Here is a 16,189-nt window from a genome sequence, read left to right as displayed (position 1 = left end):
AGGGGCGCCCCGCGATCACGCGGGGCGCCCCTTCCTCATGTCGCGGTCAGAGATCGACCGTGTCCATCAGCAGTGCGTCGGCGGGCGTGTCCGTGCCCTGCGCGGGAACACCGGCGCCGCCCTTCGCCTTCCGCTCCGCCTTCTTCTTCGCGCGGCGCTCCTTGCGGAGCTCGACCATCGCGTAGAGCGTCGGCACGAGGAGCAGGGTCAGCAGCGTCGAGGTGATCAGACCGCCGATCACCACCACGGCCAGCGGCTGGGCGATGAAGCCGCCCTCACCGGTGATGCCGAGCGCCATCGGCAGCAGGGCGAAGACCGTCGCCAGGGCGGTCATCAGGATCGGGCGGAGCCGGTGCCTGCCGCCCTCGATCACCGCTTCGACGACCCCGAGGCCCTGGGCCCGGTACTGGTTGATCAGGTCGATCAGGACGATGGCGTTGGTGACGACGATGCCGATGAGCATCAACATGCCGATCATCGCCGGGACGCCCATGGCGGTGTCGGTGACCACCAGGAGACCGATCGCGCCGGTCGCCGCGAACGGGATCGAGACCAGCAGGATCAGCGGCTGGATCAGCGACCGGAAGGTCGCCACGAGCAGCATGAAGACGATCGCGACGGCCGCGAGCATCGCCAGGAACAGGTTGAGGAAGGCCTCGGACTGGTCCTCGGAGACACCGCCGATGCTGGCGGTGGCGCCCTCGGGCAGGTCCAGGGTGCTGATCTTCGACTGGAGGGCGCTGCTGACCGCGCCGGTGTTGTCGCCGAGCGGCTTGGCCGTGACGGTCGCGGCGCGGGCGCCGTCGATCCGGGTCATGGACACCGGGCCGGGGACCAGTTCGACGGTGGCGACGTCGCCCAGCTTCACCGGGCCGAGCGGCAGGTCCCTGAGCCCGTCGAGGGTGCCGACCGGCCGGGCGGTGGTGATGAGGACGTCCCGCTCGGTGTCGTCGAGGACCGCCTTGGCGGCCGGGGTGCCCCGGACGGCCTGGGCCACGATCATGCCGAGCGAGGTGGAGTCGAAGCCCGCGTCGGCCGCCCTGGCGTTCGGCCGGACGGAGATCCGCGGCACGGACTGCGAGAGGTCGCTCTGCACGTCGGTGACGTCCTTGAGCCCGGCGACCGCCGCGCGGACCTGCTCGGACGCCTTCTTCAGGACCTCGGCGTCGGAGGCCTTGACGACCACGCTCAGACCCTGGCTGCCGAAGCTCTCACCGGCCGACAGCCGGGTGTCGCCGATGCCGTCGAGGGCGGCGAGGCCCTTCTCCAGGGCGTCCTTGGTCTTCTCGTACGCGCCGGAGTCCGCCAGGCTGACCTTGAAGGTGGCCTGGTTGGTGCCGGTGCCGCCGCCGAAGGCCGCCATGAAGCCGGAGGAGCCGATGTTGACCTGGTAGTCCTTGACGCCCTCGGTGTCCGCGAGGAGCTTCTCCACCTTCTTCGCGGCGGCGTCGGAGGCGTCGAGAGCGGTGCCGGGCGCCAGCTCCTGCTGGATGGTGAGGACGTCCTGCTCGCCCTGGTCGAAGAAGTTGGTCTTCAGGAGCGGGGCCATGCCGAAGGTGACCACGAGGACGACCAGCGCGATGGCCAGGCTCATCGTCCGGCGCCGGGTGGCGAACCGCAGGACCGGCACGTAGAGGCGCTGGAGACGGCTCTTCTCCTCCTTCTCCTCGGCGAGCCTGCGGGCCTCAGCGAGGTCCTCCGGGGTGCCCCCGGGGGCGCGCAGGAACCAGTACGAGAGGACGGGGACCACGGTCAGGGAGACCAGCAGCGAGGCCAGCAGGGCCGCCGTGACCGTCAGCGAGAACGAGCCGAACAGCTCGCCGATCATGCCGCCGGCCAGACCGATCGGCAGGAAGACGGCGACGGTGGTGAGGGTCGAGGAGGTGACCGCGCCCGCGACCTCGCGGACCGCCGTGAGGATCGCGCTCTGCCGTTCCTCGCCGTAGCCCAGGTGCCGCTTGATGTTCTCCAGGACCACGATCGAGTCGTCGACGACCCGGCCGATGGCGATGGTGAGCGCGCCGAGCGTCAGCATGTTGAGCGAGAGGTCACGGGTCCACAGCACGATCAGGGCGAGGACCACGGAGAGCGGGATGGAGACCGCGGTGACCAGGGTGGAGCGGATCGACGCCAGGAAGACCAGGATCACCAGGACGGCCATGACGAGGCCGAGGGCGCCCTCGGTGGTGAGACCGGAGACGGCCTTGGCGACGGCCGGGCCCTGGTCGGAGACCACGGTCAGCTCGGCGCCCGCGCCGAGGTCGCGGCGCAGGTCGGGCAGTGCCTTCTCGACGGCGTCGGAGATGGCGACGGCGCTGCCGTCCTTGTCCATGGTGGCCATGACGGCGAGGCTGGGCCTGCCGTTGGTACGGGTGAGGGAGACGCGCGGCGACTCCTCCTGGCGGACGGTGGCCACGTCGCCGAGGCGGACCGCCTTGCCCGTGCCGGGCACGGCGGCGGGGATGCGGAGGTCCTCGATCTGGCGCAGCGAGGCGTAGCCGCCGCCGACCTGGACCGTACGGTTCTTGCCCGCCTCGGAGAAGGCACCCGCCGGGAGGGTCGCGCCGCCGGAGCGCAGTGCCTCGGCGAGCTTCATCGAGCTGAGCCCGGCCCCGGCGAGCTTCGCCTCGTCGGGGGTGACGGAGACCTGGAGGTCCTGGACGCCGCTGACGGCGACCTGGGCGACGCCGTCGATGCCTTCGAGGGCGGGCACGACGGTCCGCTCCAGGAGGGCGGCGAGGGCCTGCTGGTCCTTGCCGGAGGAGGCGGCGAGGACGACGGTCGGGATGTCGTCGGTCGAACCGGCCACGACCTGCGGGTCGACCGTGTCGGGCAGTTGGGCGCGGGCCCGGTTGACGGCCTGCTGGACGTCCGCGACGAGCTGCTTGGTGGACTCGTCGCCGTAGTCGAAGGAGGCCATGACGACGGCCATGCCCTCGGAGGCGGTGGAGGTGAACGACTTCAGGCCGTCGACGGCCTTCAGATTGCTCTCCAGGGGCTCCACGACCTGCTTCTCGACCACATCGGGAGAGGCGCCCGGGTAGGGAGCGAGGACCGAGACCATCGGCAGCTCGATCGAGGGGAACAGCTGCTGCTTGAGCTGCGGTATCGCGATCGCCCCGAACACCAGGGCGACGATGGAGATCAGCCCGATCAGGGCCCGTTGCGCGAGGCTGAATCTGGACAGCCAGGACATGGGGTCTCTCTTCTGTGGCGTACTCGTCGGCGGGCGGGAGCGGCCAAGGCCCCGGCCCGGACCCGCTGGATCCGCCGGAGGTGCCCCCCTTCCATACGATCTGCCATCGGACGCCGGAAGTCCTCGCCCCCCGGGTCCACTTCTTTATGCCGGGCATACCGCGTCCGCAGTACGCCGGGGCCCGCGGTCACTCCACCCTCGGACGTACCAGTCCCGATTCGTACGCCGTGACCACCAGCTGGGCCCGGTCGCGGGCGCCGAGCTTGGCCATGGCGCGGTTGACGTGGGTCTTCACGGTGAGCGGGCTGACGTCGAGCCGGTCCGCGATCTCGTCGTTGGAGAGACCGCCCGCGACCAGGACGAGGACCTCGCGCTCCCGGGCGGTGAGGGCGCCGAGGCGTCCGGCGCGGGCGCCGCCGGCCTGGTCGGCGGGGCCGGTGCCGGTGCCCTGCGCGAGGAACGAGGCGATGAGGCCCTTGGTGGCCACCGGGGAGAGCAGTGCCTCGCCCGCGTGCGCGATCCGGATCGCGCCGAGGAGTTCCTCGGGCTCGGCGCCCTTGCCCAGGAAGCCGGAGGCCCCGGCGCGCAGCGACTGCACGACGTACTCGTCGACCTCGAAGGTCGTCAGCATGACGATCCGTACGTGGGAGAGGGCGGGGTCCGCGGTGATCGCGCGGGTGGCGGCGAGGCCGTCGGTGCCGGGCATCCGGATGTCCATCAGGACGATGTCGGCGCGCTCGGAGCGGGCGAGGGCGACCGCCTGGGCGCCGTCCGCCGCCTCGCCGACGACCTGCATGTCGGGTTCGGAGTCCACCAGGACCTTGAAGGCGCTGCGGAGCAGGGCCTGGTCGTCGGCGAGCACTACCCGGATCGTCATGTGTCCTCCCCCGTGCGGGACGTCACGGGAAGTATCGCCTGCACCCGGAATCCGCCGCCGTACCGGGGGGCCGCGATGAGGGTGCCGCCGAGCGCGCCGACCCGTTCGCGCATCCCGAGCAGACCGTGGCCGCCGCCGGGGGCGGGCTCCTGGGCGGTGGGCGGCGTGCCGTTGTCGAGGACGGTGATCTCGACGGTACGGCCCACCCGTACGACGCTGACCTCGGCCTCGGCGGCCGGTCCCGCGTGCTTGCGGACGTTGGTCAGGGCTTCCTGCACGATCCGGTACGCGGCGAGGTCGACGGTCGCGGGCAGCGGGGCGTCGCCGTCGGCGCGGGCCAGGGCGACGGGGAGCCCGGCCTTGCGGAAGCTGTCGAGGAGCCCGTCGAGGACGGCGAGGCCGGGGGCCGGTTCGGTGGGGGCCTCGGGGTCGCCGGACTGGCGCAGCAGGCCGACGGTGGCGCGCAGTTCGTCGAGGGCGGAGCGGCTGGCCTCGCGGACGTGTGCGAGGGCTTCCTTCGCCTGGTCGGGGCGCCGGTCCATGACGTGGGCGGCGACGCCCGCCTGGACGTTGACCAGGGCGATGTGGTGGGCGACGACGTCGTGGAGGTCGCGGGCGATCCGCAGCCGTTCCTCGGCGACCCGGCGGCCCGCCTCCTCCTCGCGGGTCCTCTCGGCCCGTTCGGCGCGTTCCCTGATGGCGTCGACGAAGGCCCGGCGGCTGCGGACGGCGTCCCCGGCCGCCGCGGCCATGCCCGTCCAGGCGAAGACACCGAGGTTCTCCTGCACGTACCAGTGGGTGGGGCCGAAGGCCATGGCTCCGACGGTCAGCACCGCCATGGTGAGGAGCCCGACCCGCCAGGTGGTGGGCCGGTCGGTGCGGGCGGCGACCGTGAAGAGGGCGACGACGGCGCTCATCGTGACGGGGGCGGGGCGGCTGTCACCTATCAGTTCCACGAGGGTGACGGCGACGGTGAAGGCGAGGACCCGGAGCGGGAAGCGGCGGCGCAGCACGAGCGCGACGGCCCCGGCGACCATGATCAGCACGCTGGTCGCGCCGGGCACCTGCCGCCCGAACGTCGGGCCGCCCGGCTCACCGTGCGGCCCGGTCAGCGACCCGGCGATCATGCAGACGAGCACGCCGAAGGCGAGCGAGGCGTCGAAGGCGAGCGGATGTCCGCGGAACCAGCCGCGGAGCCGGGCGAGAAGGGTGCCGGTGGGGGTCACGGGGAAACGGTACGGGTCGGGACGCCCCGGGCGGGCCGGACGGTGGGCGCGCATGAGCGCGGACCGGTACTGCGGGGCGGGTGCGGGAGGGGGCCCGGCAGGTCCGGGCGGCGGACGTACGGACACTGAGCTCGGCGGGGTGGAGAGCGGGAGCGGGAACGGCCGGGGGTGGCCCTCAGCCCGGTGGGGCCGGGGTCCGACGCGACGACGTCACGCCGGGACGCGGCCGGGGGCGTCCGTGGGCCGAGGAGGATGGCCGGGAGTCCGGGAGGACGGGAGGACGCGGGGAGGGCGGTACGGGACGGGGCCCGGCACCTCGGAAGGTGGCGGGCCCCGGTGGGTCTCGGTTCCGGTCGGCGCGGCTCGGCGGCCCGGATGCGCCGGTCCCTGATTCGCCGGTCCCTGATTTCGGCGGTCCCGGATGCGCCGACCCGGGGTCCGTCAGCCCCGGATCTCGTCAGCCCGGGATGAGGCCGTCGTCCGAGAGCATCTGCCTGACCTCGTCCAGGGACGCGTCGGGGGACGGGAGGATCAGCTCCGAGGGTTCGAGGGCGTCGTCGGCGAGTGGCTCCCCGAGGCGGCGCACCGCGTCCAGGAGACCGCCCAGCGTGCGCCGGAACCCGGTCTCGTCCCCCGACTCCATCTCCGCGAGCAGCTCGTCGTCGAGCGCGTTCAGCTCGGCGAGGTGGCTGTCGGCCAGCTTCCACTGGCCCTCCCCCATGATCCGTACGATCATGACGCGTCCTGTTCTGCCGTAGAGCGGTCGGCTACTTCTCGAAGCGCGGGCGGGACTGCTGCGGGCTGTCCTGCGGCGCGGCCGTGCCGCCGCCTTCGATCGCCTGCTGCTGGGCCGACGGGCCGCCCGCCAGCTCCGCCTTCATCCGCTGGAGCTCCAGCTCGACGTCCGTACCGCCGGAGAGCCGGTCCAGTTCCGCCTGGATGTCGTCCTTGCCGAGCCCGGACTGGTCGTCGAGCGCGCCGGAGGCGAGCAGCTCGTCGATCGCGCCCGCGCGGGCCTGGAGCTGGGCGGTCTTGTCCTCGGCCCGCTGGATCGCGAGGCCGACGTCGCTCATCTCCTCCGAGATGCCGGAGAAGGACTCGGCGATCCGGGTCTGCGCCTGGGCCGCCGTGTAGGTCGCCTTGATGGTCTCCTTCTTGGTGCGGAAGGCGTCCACCTTGGCCTGGAGCCGCTGGGCGGCGAGGGTGAGCTTCTCCTCCTCGCCCTGCAGCGTCCTGTGCTGCACCTCCAGGTCGCTGACCTGCTGCTGGAGCGCGGCGCGGCGGGACAGCGCCTCGCGCGCCAGGTCCTCGCGGCCGAGGGCGAGCGCCTTGCGGCCCTGGTCCTCCAGCTTGGCGGACTGGCCCTGCAGCTGGTTCAGCTGCAGTTCGAGCCGCTTGCGGGAGGTGGCGACGTCGGCGACGCCGCGCCGTACCTTCTGGAGCAGCTCCAGCTGCTTCTGGTACGAGTAGTCGAGTGTCTCGCGCGGGTCCTCGGCCCGGTCCAGGGCCTTGTTCGCCTTCGCGCGGAAGATCATCCCCATACGCTTCATCACACCGCTCATGGGCTTCGCGCGCCCCCTTCTGACGGACTACGGGTCCAGCTCTTCGACAGGTTCCACAGTACGGTCCCTGGCTCCATTACCGCACTGTTCGGAGGCGGATGCGCTCCTCCCCAAGGACGACTGCGTCCCCGGACGCCTCCCGCGCAAGGAGTAGACGGATCTAGGGGAAGACCAGGTCCGGCCTCCGCGCGTACCGTCGAAGACGCACTCCGTTAGCGGATCGTTCCCGCCCGGCATGGGGTTCATGCCCACCACCCCGTACCCTTGGGTTTTGTGTTCCGTAGCCGTTCGAAGGACGAGAAGGCCCCCACCGACAAGGTGACGGCGGACCTCTCCACCAGCCAGCCCCGCGACCCCGAGGCCCCCAAGGGCCGCCCGACGCCCAAGCGGAGTGAGGCGCAGAGCCAGCGCCGACGTGCCGCGACGGTGCCGACCGACCGCAAGGAGGCCAACAAGCGCCAGCGCGAGGCCCGCCGCTCGGACCTGGCCCGTCAGCGCGAAGCGCTGGCGAGCGGCGACGAGCGTTACCTGCCCGCCCGCGACAAGGGGCCGGTCCGCCGCTTCGTGCGCGACTTCGTCGACTCGCGGTTCGCGATCGCCGAGTACTTCCTGCCGATGGCCGTGGTGATCCTCGTGCTGTCGCTGTTCGGCAACGCCAACCGGGCGCTGCAGAACATCTCGCTGCTGCTCTGGCTCGGTGTGATCATCCTGATCGTCATCGACTCGGTCGGCATCTGGATCCGGCTGCGCAAGCAGCTGGCCGAGCGCTTCCCGGACCAGCCGAAGCGCGGCGCGGTGGCCTACGGCCTGATGCGTACGCTCCAGATGCGCCGACTGCGGCTGCCGAAGCCGCAGGTCAAGCGCGGAGAGCGGCCCTGAGCGCCGACAGCACGGAGCCCGGCGTGCCCGCTTTCGGTGCGGCCACGTCGGAGACCGGCGGGCCCGTCCTGCCCGTGGTCACGCACTGGCCCGTCGGGACCGGCGGGCTGCGCGACACCATCCGGCAGGAGATCGTCGCCCGTCAGGTGGACGAGCAGATATCCGGCCGCTACCCGGTGGGGCAGCGGCTGCGCGTCCTCGACGCGGGCATGGGCCAGGGCACGCAGGCGCTGCGGCTGGCCCGCGCGGGCCACACCGTCACCGGTCTCGAAGCCGATCCCGGTCTGCTGAAGGCGGCCCGCGACTCGCTGGCGACCGAGCCCGCCGGAATCCGTGAGCGGGTCCGGCTGATCGAGGGCGACGGACGCGAGACCGGGGTGCACTTCCTCCCCGGCAGCTTCGACGTGGTCCTCTGTCACGGCGTGCTGATGTACGCGGACGAGCCCGACGCGCTGCTCGCGGGCCTGGCCCGGATGCTGGCCCCCGGGGGCCTCCTCTCCCTGGTCGTGCGGAACGCGGAGGCCCTGGCCATGCGGCCGGGGCTGGCCGGTGACTGGTCCGGGGCGCTCGCGGGCTTCGACTCGGACGTCTACACGGACGACAACGGCGTGAAGGTGCGGGCCGACCGGCTCGACGCGCTGATGGCGACGCTGGCGGGGATCGCCGCGCCGCTGCACGCCTGGTACGGGGTGCGGGTCTTCACGGACGGCGTCCCGGCCGAAGAGGGCCTGCCCGCCGCCGAGGAGCTGGACCGGCTGCTCGCCGCCGAGGACCGGGCGGGCCGCACGGACCCGTACCGGCGGATGGCGTCCCTGCTGCACCTGTGCGGGGTCCGGGGCTGAACCCCGCACGACCCCGGTCCGCCTCCCCGATCCGGCGGCCGGGTCCCTCCTTCCGACCCGACGGCCCGGACCTTGCCCCGAGCCCGGCGCGTCGGGCCCGGCACCGGTCGGCACGCCCGTACCGGTCCCTCCGTCGGCCGCTGCCCGGTCCGAAGCCCTTCCCCGGGTCCCCCGGGCGAACGTGCTGGGCCCTTTCCCCCTGATCGGATGCGCTCGCCGGGCCGGGGGGCGGGGTGGAACGGATACTCCGGACATGGACGTATCCCGTGCCCACGCCCGTACTCCTCGTCGTCTCCTCCCCCTGACCGCCGCCGCCTGCGCCGCCGCGCTCGTCGGCGGCTGCTCCTCCGGCGAGCGGGCGAGCGCGCCCGAGCGCGCCACGCAGGCGGCGGCCCCGCTCGTCGCCAACGACCTCCAGTCCGACTACGAGGCGGTCATCAAGAACGTCCTGCCGTCGGTGGTGCAGATCGACGCCTCAGACAGCCTCGGTTCGGGTGTCGTCTACGACGACAAGGGGCACATCGTCACCAACGCGCACGTGATCGGCCAGGAGAAGACCTTCAAGGTCACCGCCGCCACCGGCGGGCAGGCGATCAGTGCCCGGCTGGTCTCCTCCTACCCCGAGCAGGACCTCGCGGTGATCAAGCTGGACACGCTGCCGCAGGGCCTGAAGGCGGCGAAGTTCGGCAACTCGGCCGCCGTCGACATGGGGCAGATCGTCCTGGCGATGGGCTCCCCGCTCGGGCTGTCCGGCAGCGTGACCCAGGGCATCGTCTCGGCGACCGGCCGCACGGTCAGCGAGGGGCGGGCCGGCGGCGGCACGGGCGCGACCATCCCGAACATGGTGCAGACGTCGGCGGCGATCAACCCCGGCAACAGCGGGGGCGCCCTGGTGAACCTGGACAGCGAGGTCATCGGCATCCCGACGCTCGCGGCGACCGACCCGGAGCTGGGCGGCGGTTCGGCGCCCGGCATCGGCTTCGCGATCCCCGCGTCGATGGTGCGGACGGTCGCGGACCAGATCATCAAGGACGGCCGGGTGACGGACTCCGGCCGGGCGGCCCTGAACATCACCGGCCGCACGGTGGTGAACGACGACTACGAACCCGCGGGGGTCGCCGTGGTCGAGGCTCCGGCCGACGGCGCGGCGGGCAAGGCGGGACTGAAGCCCGGCGATGTGATCACCCGGCTCGGGGACACCGACATCACCACGATCACCTCCCTGTCGGAGGCCCTGGCCTCGATGAAGCCGGGCGACAAGGTGTCCACGACGTACGTCCGGGGGACGCAGACGCTCAAGACCGAGGTGACGCTCGGGGAGATGTAGCGGGGCGGGCGCGTCCGTAGCGCGTGGAGGCCGCGTCCGCAGTACGTGGAGGGCACCGGGCGCGTGCGGCCCCGGGGACCGCCGCGCTCGGACCCGTATCCCCGGGATCACCGGCTCCGCGCCCGTATCCCCGTACCTCCTCTGAAGGCCGTACGGGCTCGGGCCCGTGATTCCGTGCCCCTCGGGGGCCTCCGGGCTCGGGTCCGTCCCTCTTTCGGCCGCCCCCGGGAGCCCCGGGGGCGGACCGCGTTCCACGGGGCTCGCCGGAGCCGCCCGGGGCGGGGGCTCCGGATCTCGCCCGGCCCGTTCTAGCCCTCGGCGTCCAGCGGCATCGGGCCGTAGATCTTGGTGCCGTCCTCCGACAGGGTCACCTGGTCGGCGCCGCCGCCCAGCAGGTCACGCCAGTTCTCCCCGATCCAGCTCTCCGCGTCGCCCTGGGTCGGGAACTCCTCGGGGGTCACCACCGGCTCGACCTCGGTGCCGTCGGTCTTCTCGAACCGCCACGTCCATGCCATGTACGCCTCCTGGCGCTCACCGGATGATCGGTTTCCTGCCCGCAGCGTAGCCGGGCGCGCACCGCTCGCGGTGGCGCGGGAGGATCTGAGGGTGGAACTGACTCTGCTCGGCACCGGCGCCCCGCTCGGACTCCCCCGTCCCGGCTGTCCCTGCGCCGTGTGCGCGCTCTCCCGGGGCCCCCTGGTCCGCGCGGCGACGTCGCTGCTCGTGGACGGGGCCCTGCTGCTGGACCTGACCCCGGGGGCCGCGCTCGCGGCGGCCCGCGCGGGTCACTCGCTCGTGGGGGTGCGGCAGGTGCTGTTGACGCATCCGCACGACGGGCCCGCCGTGGAGGTGCCCGCCGGGCTGCCCGTCGCGGGACGGGTGCCGGACGGGCGGGAGCTGACCCTGATCTCCGGCCACCGGGTGCGGGCGGTCGCGATGGACTCCCCCGGCACCGGGTACGAGGTGGTGTCGGCGGACGGCGAACGGCTGCTGTACCTGCCGCCCGGCGGCGCCCCGGCCGGTCTCCCGGACGGGCACCGGACGCCGTACGACATGGTCGTCGCCGATGTGACGGGCCGTCCGGACGCGCTGGCCCGGCTGCGGGCGACCGGCGCGGTGGGCCCGGCGACCGAGGTGATCGCGGTGCACCTGGACCACGACGGGCCGACCGGTCCCGAGCTGGACCGGCGGCTCGCCGCGGCGGGCGCGCGGGCGGTGCCGGACGGGACGACGCTGTACGTGGGCGAGTACCACGAGGTGCCGGACGTGCCGCGCAGGACCCTGGTGACGGGCGGGGCCCGGTCGGGGAAGTCCGTGGAGGCCGAGCGGCGTCTGGAGACCTTCCCCGAGGTGCTGTACGTGGCGACGGGCGGCGGCCGGGAGGGCGACCAGGAGTGGGCGGAGCGGGTGGGTCTGCACCGGGAGCGGCGGCCCGCGTCCTGGCGGACCGCCGAGACCTGCGACCTGGTGCCGCTGCTCGAAGGGGAGGGTCCGGCGCTGCTCGTGGACTGTCTGTCGCTGTGGCTGACGGACGCCATGGACCGGGTGGACGCCTGGGACGACACGGCGTGGGAGTCCGGCGGGCGCGAGGCTCTGCGGGAGCGGACGGCGGAGCTGGTGGCGGCGGTGCGGGCGACCCGCAGGACGGTCGTCACGGTGACGAACGAGGTCGGCTCGGGGGTGGTGCCCCCGACGGCGGCCGGGCGCCGGTTCCGGGACGAGCTGGGGCGGCTGAACTCGGCCTTCGCCGACGAGTGCGAGGAGGTGCTGCTCGTGGTCGCCGGTCAGCCGTTCGTGCTGCGCGGGTAGGGTGCGAGCACCGATGGCCCCGGCTGACAGTCACAAGGCGGAACCCGTGAATCTGGACGACTTCTCCGATCTGATCGAGCGCGCCGACGGCGGCGTCCGGCGTGACGCCGAGGAGCGCCGCCAGCGGCTGACCGTGCCGCCGGGGGCCCTCGGGCGGCTCGACGAGCTCGGGGAGTGGCTGTCGGCCGCGCAGTCCTCGGTCAAGGTGCGGGCGGTCGAGCAGCCGAAGGTGGTGCTCTTCGCGGGCGACCACGGGATCGCCTCGCTCGATGTGTCGGGCCGGGCGGCGGGCACCGCCCATGAGCTGGTGCGGGCCGTCCTGGACGGGGAGAGCCCGGTCGCGGTGCTGGCCCGTGTCTCGGGCGTGCCGGTGCGGGTGGTGGACGCCGGTCTGGACTGCGATCCGGCGCTGCTGCCCGCCGAGGTCACCCGGCACCGGGTGCGGCGGGGCAGCGGCCGGATCGACGTGGAGGACGCGCTGACGGCCGAGGAGACCGAGGCGGCCGTCCGGCTCGGTGTCGCGGTCGCCGACGAGGAGGCGGACTCGGGCACCGATCTGGTGGTGCTCGGTGATCTGAGCGTCGGCGGGACGACTCCGGCGGCCACGCTGATCGCGGCCCTGTGCGGGACGGACGCGTCCGTGGTGACGGGCCGGGGCGGCGCGGACATCGACGACCTGGCGTGGATGCGCAAGTGCGCGGCGGTCCGGGACTCGCTGCGCCGGGCCCGGCCGGTCCTGGGCGACCAGCTGGAGCTGCTCGCGGCGGTCGGCGGGGCGGACCTGGCGGCGATGACCGGTTTCCTGCTCCAGGCCTCGGTGCGGCGGATGCCGGTGATCCTGGACGGTGTGGTCGGGGCGGCCTGTGCGCTGGTGGCGCAGCGGGCGGCGTTCCGGGCGCCGGACTGGTGGCTGGCGGGCCAGGTGAGCGGGGAGCCCGCGCAGGCGAAGGCGCTGGACCGGATGGCGCTCAACCCCCTGCTGGACCACGGCGTCCATGTGGGTGAGGGAACCGGGGCTCTGCTCGCGCTTCCCCTCGTCAGGGCCGCGGCGGCACTCGCCGCGGAGCTGCCCGAGCGTCCGGACCCGACCGTTCCGGACGACGCGGACGGTGCCGGGGACGACTCCGGCGGCTGACGGGGAGCGGCGGACCGGTGGCACCGGGGACGGCTCCGCGCGACGCGCGCGCGGCCGTCTCCGGCGTCGCCGCACGACCAGCGGCGCCCCATATGATCGCTTTTTATGGGAGAGGTCCGTTTGTCCGCCGAAGGAGCGCCCAGGGGCACCACCGCCCGGTCGCGGCGCGCTGCCGCGTTCGCCGTCTGGTACCTGCGCGCCGTCACGTTCATCAATTTCCTGAGCGCCGTCTGGGTGTCGTTCGGACAGGACCTGCGCCGTCACAACGAGGCCGACTTCTTCACTCCGTACATGCTCACGGCGGGTTTCGCCTCGGGGGTCTTCACGCTCTTCCTGGCGATCACCATGCGGCGGCGCAAGCGGGCCGCGTGGATCCTCAACCTCGTGCTGAGCGGTCTGTTCCTGCTGCTGTTCGCGCTGGTGATGTTCCTCCCGGAGATCCGGGAGCACACCCAGAACTGGATCTCGCTGGCCCTGACCGCCGCCTTCGTGCTCGCGCTGCTCCTCGGCCGCAGGGAGTTCTACGCGAAGGGCGACCGTTCCAACCCGCTCCTCGCGGCGGCCGTCGCGGTCGGCGGGCTGCTCGTCACCTCGCTGGCCGCCGTCTTCCTCGTCACGGTCACCAACACCTCCGCCTCCCATCCCGGCTTCCTGGAGCGCTGGCGGTACGGCGTGATGCGGCTCGTCACCCTGGCCTCCTCCGGCGACTCCCGCTTCCCCGACATCCACACCCCCGGCTGGGTGGACGTCACCATCAACGTGCTGTCGACGCTGCTGCTCTTCGCGGTGCTGTTCGCCGCCTTCCGCTCCCGCCGGGCCGTCGACCCGCTGACCGAGGCGGACGAGGAGCGGCTGCGGGCCCTGCTCGACAGGTACGGGGACCGGGACTCCCTCGGCTACTTCGCGCTGCGCCGCGAGAAGAGCGTGGTGTGGTCGCCGAGCGAGAAGGCCGCCGTCACCTACCGGGTGGTCGGCGGGGTGTCGCTGGCCTCCGGCGATCCGATCGGCGATCCCGAGGCCTGGCCCGGGGCCATCGAGCCCTGGCTCGCCGAGGCCCGGGAGCACGGCTGGATCCCGGCGGTGATGGGGGCGAGCGAGGAGGCGGGCACGATCTACGCCCGGCACGGCCTCGACGCCCTGGAGCTGGGCGACGAGGCGATCGTGGAGACCGACGAGTTCACCCTGGACGGGCGGGCCATGCGGACCGTGCGGCAGGCGTACAACCGGGTGAAGCGGGCCGGGTACGAGGTCCGGGTCCGGCGCCACGAGGACATCCCCGCCGACGAGATGGCCGAGCTGCTCCGGAAGGCCGACGACTGGCGGGACGGCGCCACCGAGCGCGGCTTCTCGATGGCCCTCGGCCGCCTCGGCGACCCCCACGACGGCCGCTGCGTGATGCTGGAGTGCCGGGACGCCGGGGAGGGCGACGCCGGGGAGGGGACCGGCGAGCTGCGGGCCGTGCTGTCCTTCGTGCCGTGGGGCCCGAAGGGGCTCTCCCTCGACCTCATGCGCCGCGACCGCGACTCCGAGAACGGCCTGATGGAGTTCATGGTCATCGAGCTGCTCCAGCGCGCGAAGGAGATCGGGATCACTCAGGTCTCACTGAACTTCGCGATGTTCCGTTCCGTCTTCGAACGCGGCTCGAAGCTCGGAGCGGGACCCGTGCTGCGCATGTGGCGTTCCCTGCTCAGTTTCTTCTCCCGTTGGTGGCAGATCGAGTCGCTGTACCGCGCCAACGCCAAGTACCGACCGATCTGGGAGCCCCGATTCATGCTCTTCGAGAAGAGTGCGGACCTGCTGCGCATCGGCCTCGCGGCCGGTCGCGCGGAAGGATTCCTGGAGGCCCCGGGGCTTCCGAAGTGGCTGCACCGCAGACATCTGGAGAGCGGCCGTTGAGCCGCTCCGGCGTCCGGGGCTTCGCCCGCCGGGAGTGGGGCCCGCTGTTCGGCACGGTGCGCGCGGCCCTGGTCACCCGTGGGTGGCGGGCGGTGCCGATGACCCTGACCGCCGTCTGTCTGACCGCCCTCTTCCAGCTCGTCCAGAACCAGGACTGGGGCTACCGGCCGGTCCAGGCCATCGGTTCCGTACGGGCCGAGGACCCGCTGTGGCTCTCGCTGCTGCGGACCCCGTTCTCGCTCTTCGTCCCGGCGCTCGACCTGCCCGTGTGGGGCGCCCTCGCCCAGATCCTGCTGGTCTTCGGGATCGCCGAGATCTGTCTCGGCCGGTGGCGGACCCTGGCCGTCGCCTATCTGGCGACCCTCGCAGGGACGCTGTACGCGCGGCTGGGCATCGCCCTGGGCCCCGACGGGCCGCTCGGGCTACCCGCCTCGGACGCGCGGGTCGTGGACACCGGTCCCTCGGCCGCGGTGGTGGGTCTCGCGGTGTACGTCTGCTGGCGGCTGCGGGCCCGCTGGACGGGCGCGCTGGTGGTGCTCGCGATGGTCGTGGAAGTGATCGTCAAGCCGAACCTGGCGGGCAAGGAGCACCTGGCGGCCATCGCCGCCGTCCTGGTCCTGATCGCCGTCCGGCGCGGCTGGGACCGCCGTCGGCGCGGGCCGGGTCAGGAGGACGGGGAGCCCCGCCCGGGGACCCGTTCCTGGAAGCCGCCGATCACGTCCTGAAAGCGGCGCCGGACCTTGGTCCAGCGTCTGTCGTGGCGGTACGCGCGGATGAGGGAGCGGGCCCGCGCCCGGTGGCGGCGGGGGTAGAGGCGGCGGGCCCACCAGGAGCCGGGGCGGGCGAGCCGGACGGCCCCGACGACCGCGACGAACGGGACCAGGGTCCCGATCAGGGCCATCCGGAACTTCCCCTTCACCAGGGTGACCAGGACGAAGAGGAAGTTGATCGTCAGGGTCAGGACGAAGGTGGTCCGGTCGGTGCGCTCCGCGTCGGTCATGTCGTCGACGCCGAGCGGCGAGAAGCCGCTGAGGGCCAGCAGCACCAGGGCGGCGGTGAGCACCACGACCTCGACGCTCTGGCGGCCCTCGTCGCTCCAGTAGACGTCGTCGAGGTGCAGGATCAGCGCGAACTCGTCCAGGACGAGACCCGCGCCGATCCCGAAGAGCACGGCGAAGACGGCGGCGCCGACCCCGTGCCGGCCACTGCCCACGGCGCCGAATCCGCCGAGGACGGTGAGCACCACGCCGGGCACGACGTGATGGATGTGGAGCCCTCCAGAAGAAACGTTTCGGAAAGGTCCTCTGCCCGCCCGGATGAGCCGGGTGACCGCCCGGGTGACCAGGAAGGTCACAACGAACGAGGTCAGCGCCAGGAGCGTCGGGAGTTTCCCGGGCTCGACGATGTTGCGGGCGAACCAGTGACCCATGCCACCCCGAT

General features: G+C 73.0%; 14 protein-coding genes. 7 read left to right on the top strand and 7 right to left on the bottom strand.

The annotated features are described in order from the left end of the window. Window positions 1-46: 46 nt before the first annotated feature. The 5 genes from ACIO92_RS07505 to ACIO92_RS07485 form a co-directional block, all read right to left on the bottom strand. Complete coding sequence (locus tag ACIO92_RS07505) at window positions 47-3,196, bottom strand: efflux RND transporter permease subunit (protein WP_402279473.1); 3,150 nt, start codon at window positions 3,194-3,196, stop codon at window positions 47-49. 187 nt (window positions 3,197-3,383) lie between these two features. Next, complete coding sequence (locus tag ACIO92_RS07500; protein WP_366441547.1) at window positions 3,384-4,073, bottom strand: response regulator transcription factor; 690 nt, start codon at window positions 4,071-4,073, stop codon at window positions 3,384-3,386. Beyond that, the gene (locus ACIO92_RS07495; RefSeq protein WP_366441546.1) at window positions 4,070-5,299 is read right to left on the bottom strand and encodes a sensor histidine kinase; all 1,230 of its coding nucleotides are present in this window, start codon (window positions 5,297-5,299) and stop codon (window positions 4,070-4,072) included. Before ACIO92_RS07495 ends, ACIO92_RS07500 begins: the two co-directional genes overlap by 4 nt. Before the next feature lie 457 nt (window positions 5,300-5,756). Beyond that, window positions 5,757-6,035, bottom strand: coding sequence for a hypothetical protein (locus tag ACIO92_RS07490; protein WP_366441545.1), 279 nt, complete (start codon window positions 6,033-6,035; stop codon window positions 5,757-5,759). Between the two features lie 31 nt (window positions 6,036-6,066). Further along, window positions 6,067-6,861 carry a PspA/IM30 family protein gene (locus ACIO92_RS07485; protein ID WP_366441544.1) on the bottom strand — a complete coding sequence of 265 codons (795 nt, stop codon included), beginning with the start codon at window positions 6,859-6,861 and terminating at the stop codon, window positions 6,067-6,069. Between the two features lie 273 nt (window positions 6,862-7,134). Between ACIO92_RS07485 and ACIO92_RS07480 the strand changes: the two genes are divergently transcribed. From ACIO92_RS07480 to ACIO92_RS07470, 3 genes are all read left to right on the top strand, one after another. Beyond that, a complete protein-coding gene (locus ACIO92_RS07480) occupies window positions 7,135-7,740 on the top strand; it encodes a DUF3043 domain-containing protein (RefSeq protein WP_366441543.1) in 606 nt (201 codons plus the stop codon). 107 nt (window positions 7,741-7,847) lie between these two features. Beyond that, window positions 7,848-8,582 carry a class I SAM-dependent methyltransferase gene (locus ACIO92_RS07475; protein ID WP_401235948.1) on the top strand — a complete coding sequence of 245 codons (735 nt, stop codon included), beginning with the start codon at window positions 7,848-7,850 and terminating at the stop codon, window positions 8,580-8,582. Between the two features lie 253 nt (window positions 8,583-8,835). Next, entirely contained in the window at window positions 8,836-9,909 is a 1,074-nt protein-coding gene (locus tag ACIO92_RS07470) for a trypsin-like peptidase domain-containing protein (protein WP_366441542.1), read from the top strand. A gap of 308 nt (window positions 9,910-10,217) precedes the next feature. Here the strand turns inward: ACIO92_RS07470 and ACIO92_RS07465 are convergent, their stop codons facing one another. Further along, on the bottom strand, window positions 10,218-10,424 hold the full coding sequence (locus tag ACIO92_RS07465) for a hypothetical protein (protein ID WP_366441541.1): 207 nt from the start codon (window positions 10,422-10,424) through the stop codon (window positions 10,218-10,220). 91 nt (window positions 10,425-10,515) lie between these two features. On the opposite strand from ACIO92_RS07465, the gene ACIO92_RS07460 reads away from it, so the two are divergent. The 4 genes from ACIO92_RS07460 to ACIO92_RS07445 all read left to right on the top strand — a co-directional run bounded on the left by ACIO92_RS07460 (window position 10,516) and on the right by ACIO92_RS07445 (window position 15,474). Further along, window positions 10,516-11,718 (top strand): bifunctional adenosylcobinamide kinase/adenosylcobinamide-phosphate guanylyltransferase, encoded by a 1,203-nt coding sequence (locus tag ACIO92_RS07460; RefSeq protein ID WP_366441540.1) that lies wholly within the window; start codon window positions 10,516-10,518, stop codon window positions 11,716-11,718. Between the two features lie 46 nt (window positions 11,719-11,764). After that, complete coding sequence (gene cobT / locus ACIO92_RS07455; protein WP_401235822.1) at window positions 11,765-12,853, top strand: nicotinate-nucleotide--dimethylbenzimidazole phosphoribosyltransferase; 1,089 nt, start codon at window positions 11,765-11,767, stop codon at window positions 12,851-12,853. Between the two features lie 105 nt (window positions 12,854-12,958). Beyond that, window positions 12,959-14,749, top strand: coding sequence for a phosphatidylglycerol lysyltransferase domain-containing protein (locus ACIO92_RS07450; protein ID WP_366441538.1), 1,791 nt, complete (start codon window positions 12,959-12,961; stop codon window positions 14,747-14,749). Continuing rightward, window positions 14,746-15,474 carry a hypothetical protein gene (locus tag ACIO92_RS07445; protein WP_366441537.1) on the top strand — a complete coding sequence of 243 codons (729 nt, stop codon included), beginning with the start codon at window positions 14,746-14,748 and terminating at the stop codon, window positions 15,472-15,474. Before ACIO92_RS07450 ends, ACIO92_RS07445 begins: the two co-directional genes overlap by 4 nt. On the opposite strand, the gene ACIO92_RS07440 is transcribed toward ACIO92_RS07445, so the two are convergent. Continuing rightward, window positions 15,414-16,178: a hypothetical protein gene (locus ACIO92_RS07440; protein ID WP_366441536.1), complete on the bottom strand. Its 765-nt coding sequence runs from the start codon at window positions 16,176-16,178 to the stop codon at window positions 15,414-15,416. The two genes, ACIO92_RS07445 and ACIO92_RS07440, sit on opposite strands and share 61 nt — an antisense overlap. Window positions 16,179-16,189: the final 11 nt, after the last annotated feature.

This window comes from Streptomyces sp. NPDC087215, from assembly GCF_044744885.1.
In the GTDB taxonomy this organism is placed as follows: domain Bacteria; phylum Actinomycetota; class Actinomycetes; order Streptomycetales; family Streptomycetaceae; genus Streptomyces.
Note: the sequence above shows the minus strand (reverse complement) of the source record. Positions and strands in the feature narration are given on the sequence as shown.

Coding starts and splice junctions, on each gene's coding strand:
- ACIO92_RS07505 (WP_402279473.1), bottom strand. CDS start 3,196: ATGTCCTGGCTGTCCAGATTCAGCCTCGCGCAACGGGCCCTGATCGGG.
- ACIO92_RS07500 (WP_366441547.1), bottom strand. CDS start 4,073: ATGACGATCCGGGTAGTGCTCGCCGACGACCAGGCCCTGCTCCGCAGC.
- ACIO92_RS07490 (WP_366441545.1), bottom strand. CDS start 6,035: ATGATCGTACGGATCATGGGGGAGGGCCAGTGGAAGCTGGCCGACAGC.
- ACIO92_RS07485 (WP_366441544.1), bottom strand. CDS start 6,861: ATGAGCGGTGTGATGAAGCGTATGGGGATGATCTTCCGCGCGAAGGCG.
- ACIO92_RS07470 (WP_366441542.1), top strand. CDS start 8,836: ATGGACGTATCCCGTGCCCACGCCCGTACTCCTCGTCGTCTCCTCCCC.
- ACIO92_RS07465 (WP_366441541.1), bottom strand. CDS start 10,424: ATGGCATGGACGTGGCGGTTCGAGAAGACCGACGGCACCGAGGTCGAG.
- ACIO92_RS07450 (WP_366441538.1), top strand. CDS start 12,959: ATGGGAGAGGTCCGTTTGTCCGCCGAAGGAGCGCCCAGGGGCACCACC.
- ACIO92_RS07440 (WP_366441536.1), bottom strand. CDS start 16,178: ATGGGTCACTGGTTCGCCCGCAACATCGTCGAGCCCGGGAAACTCCCG.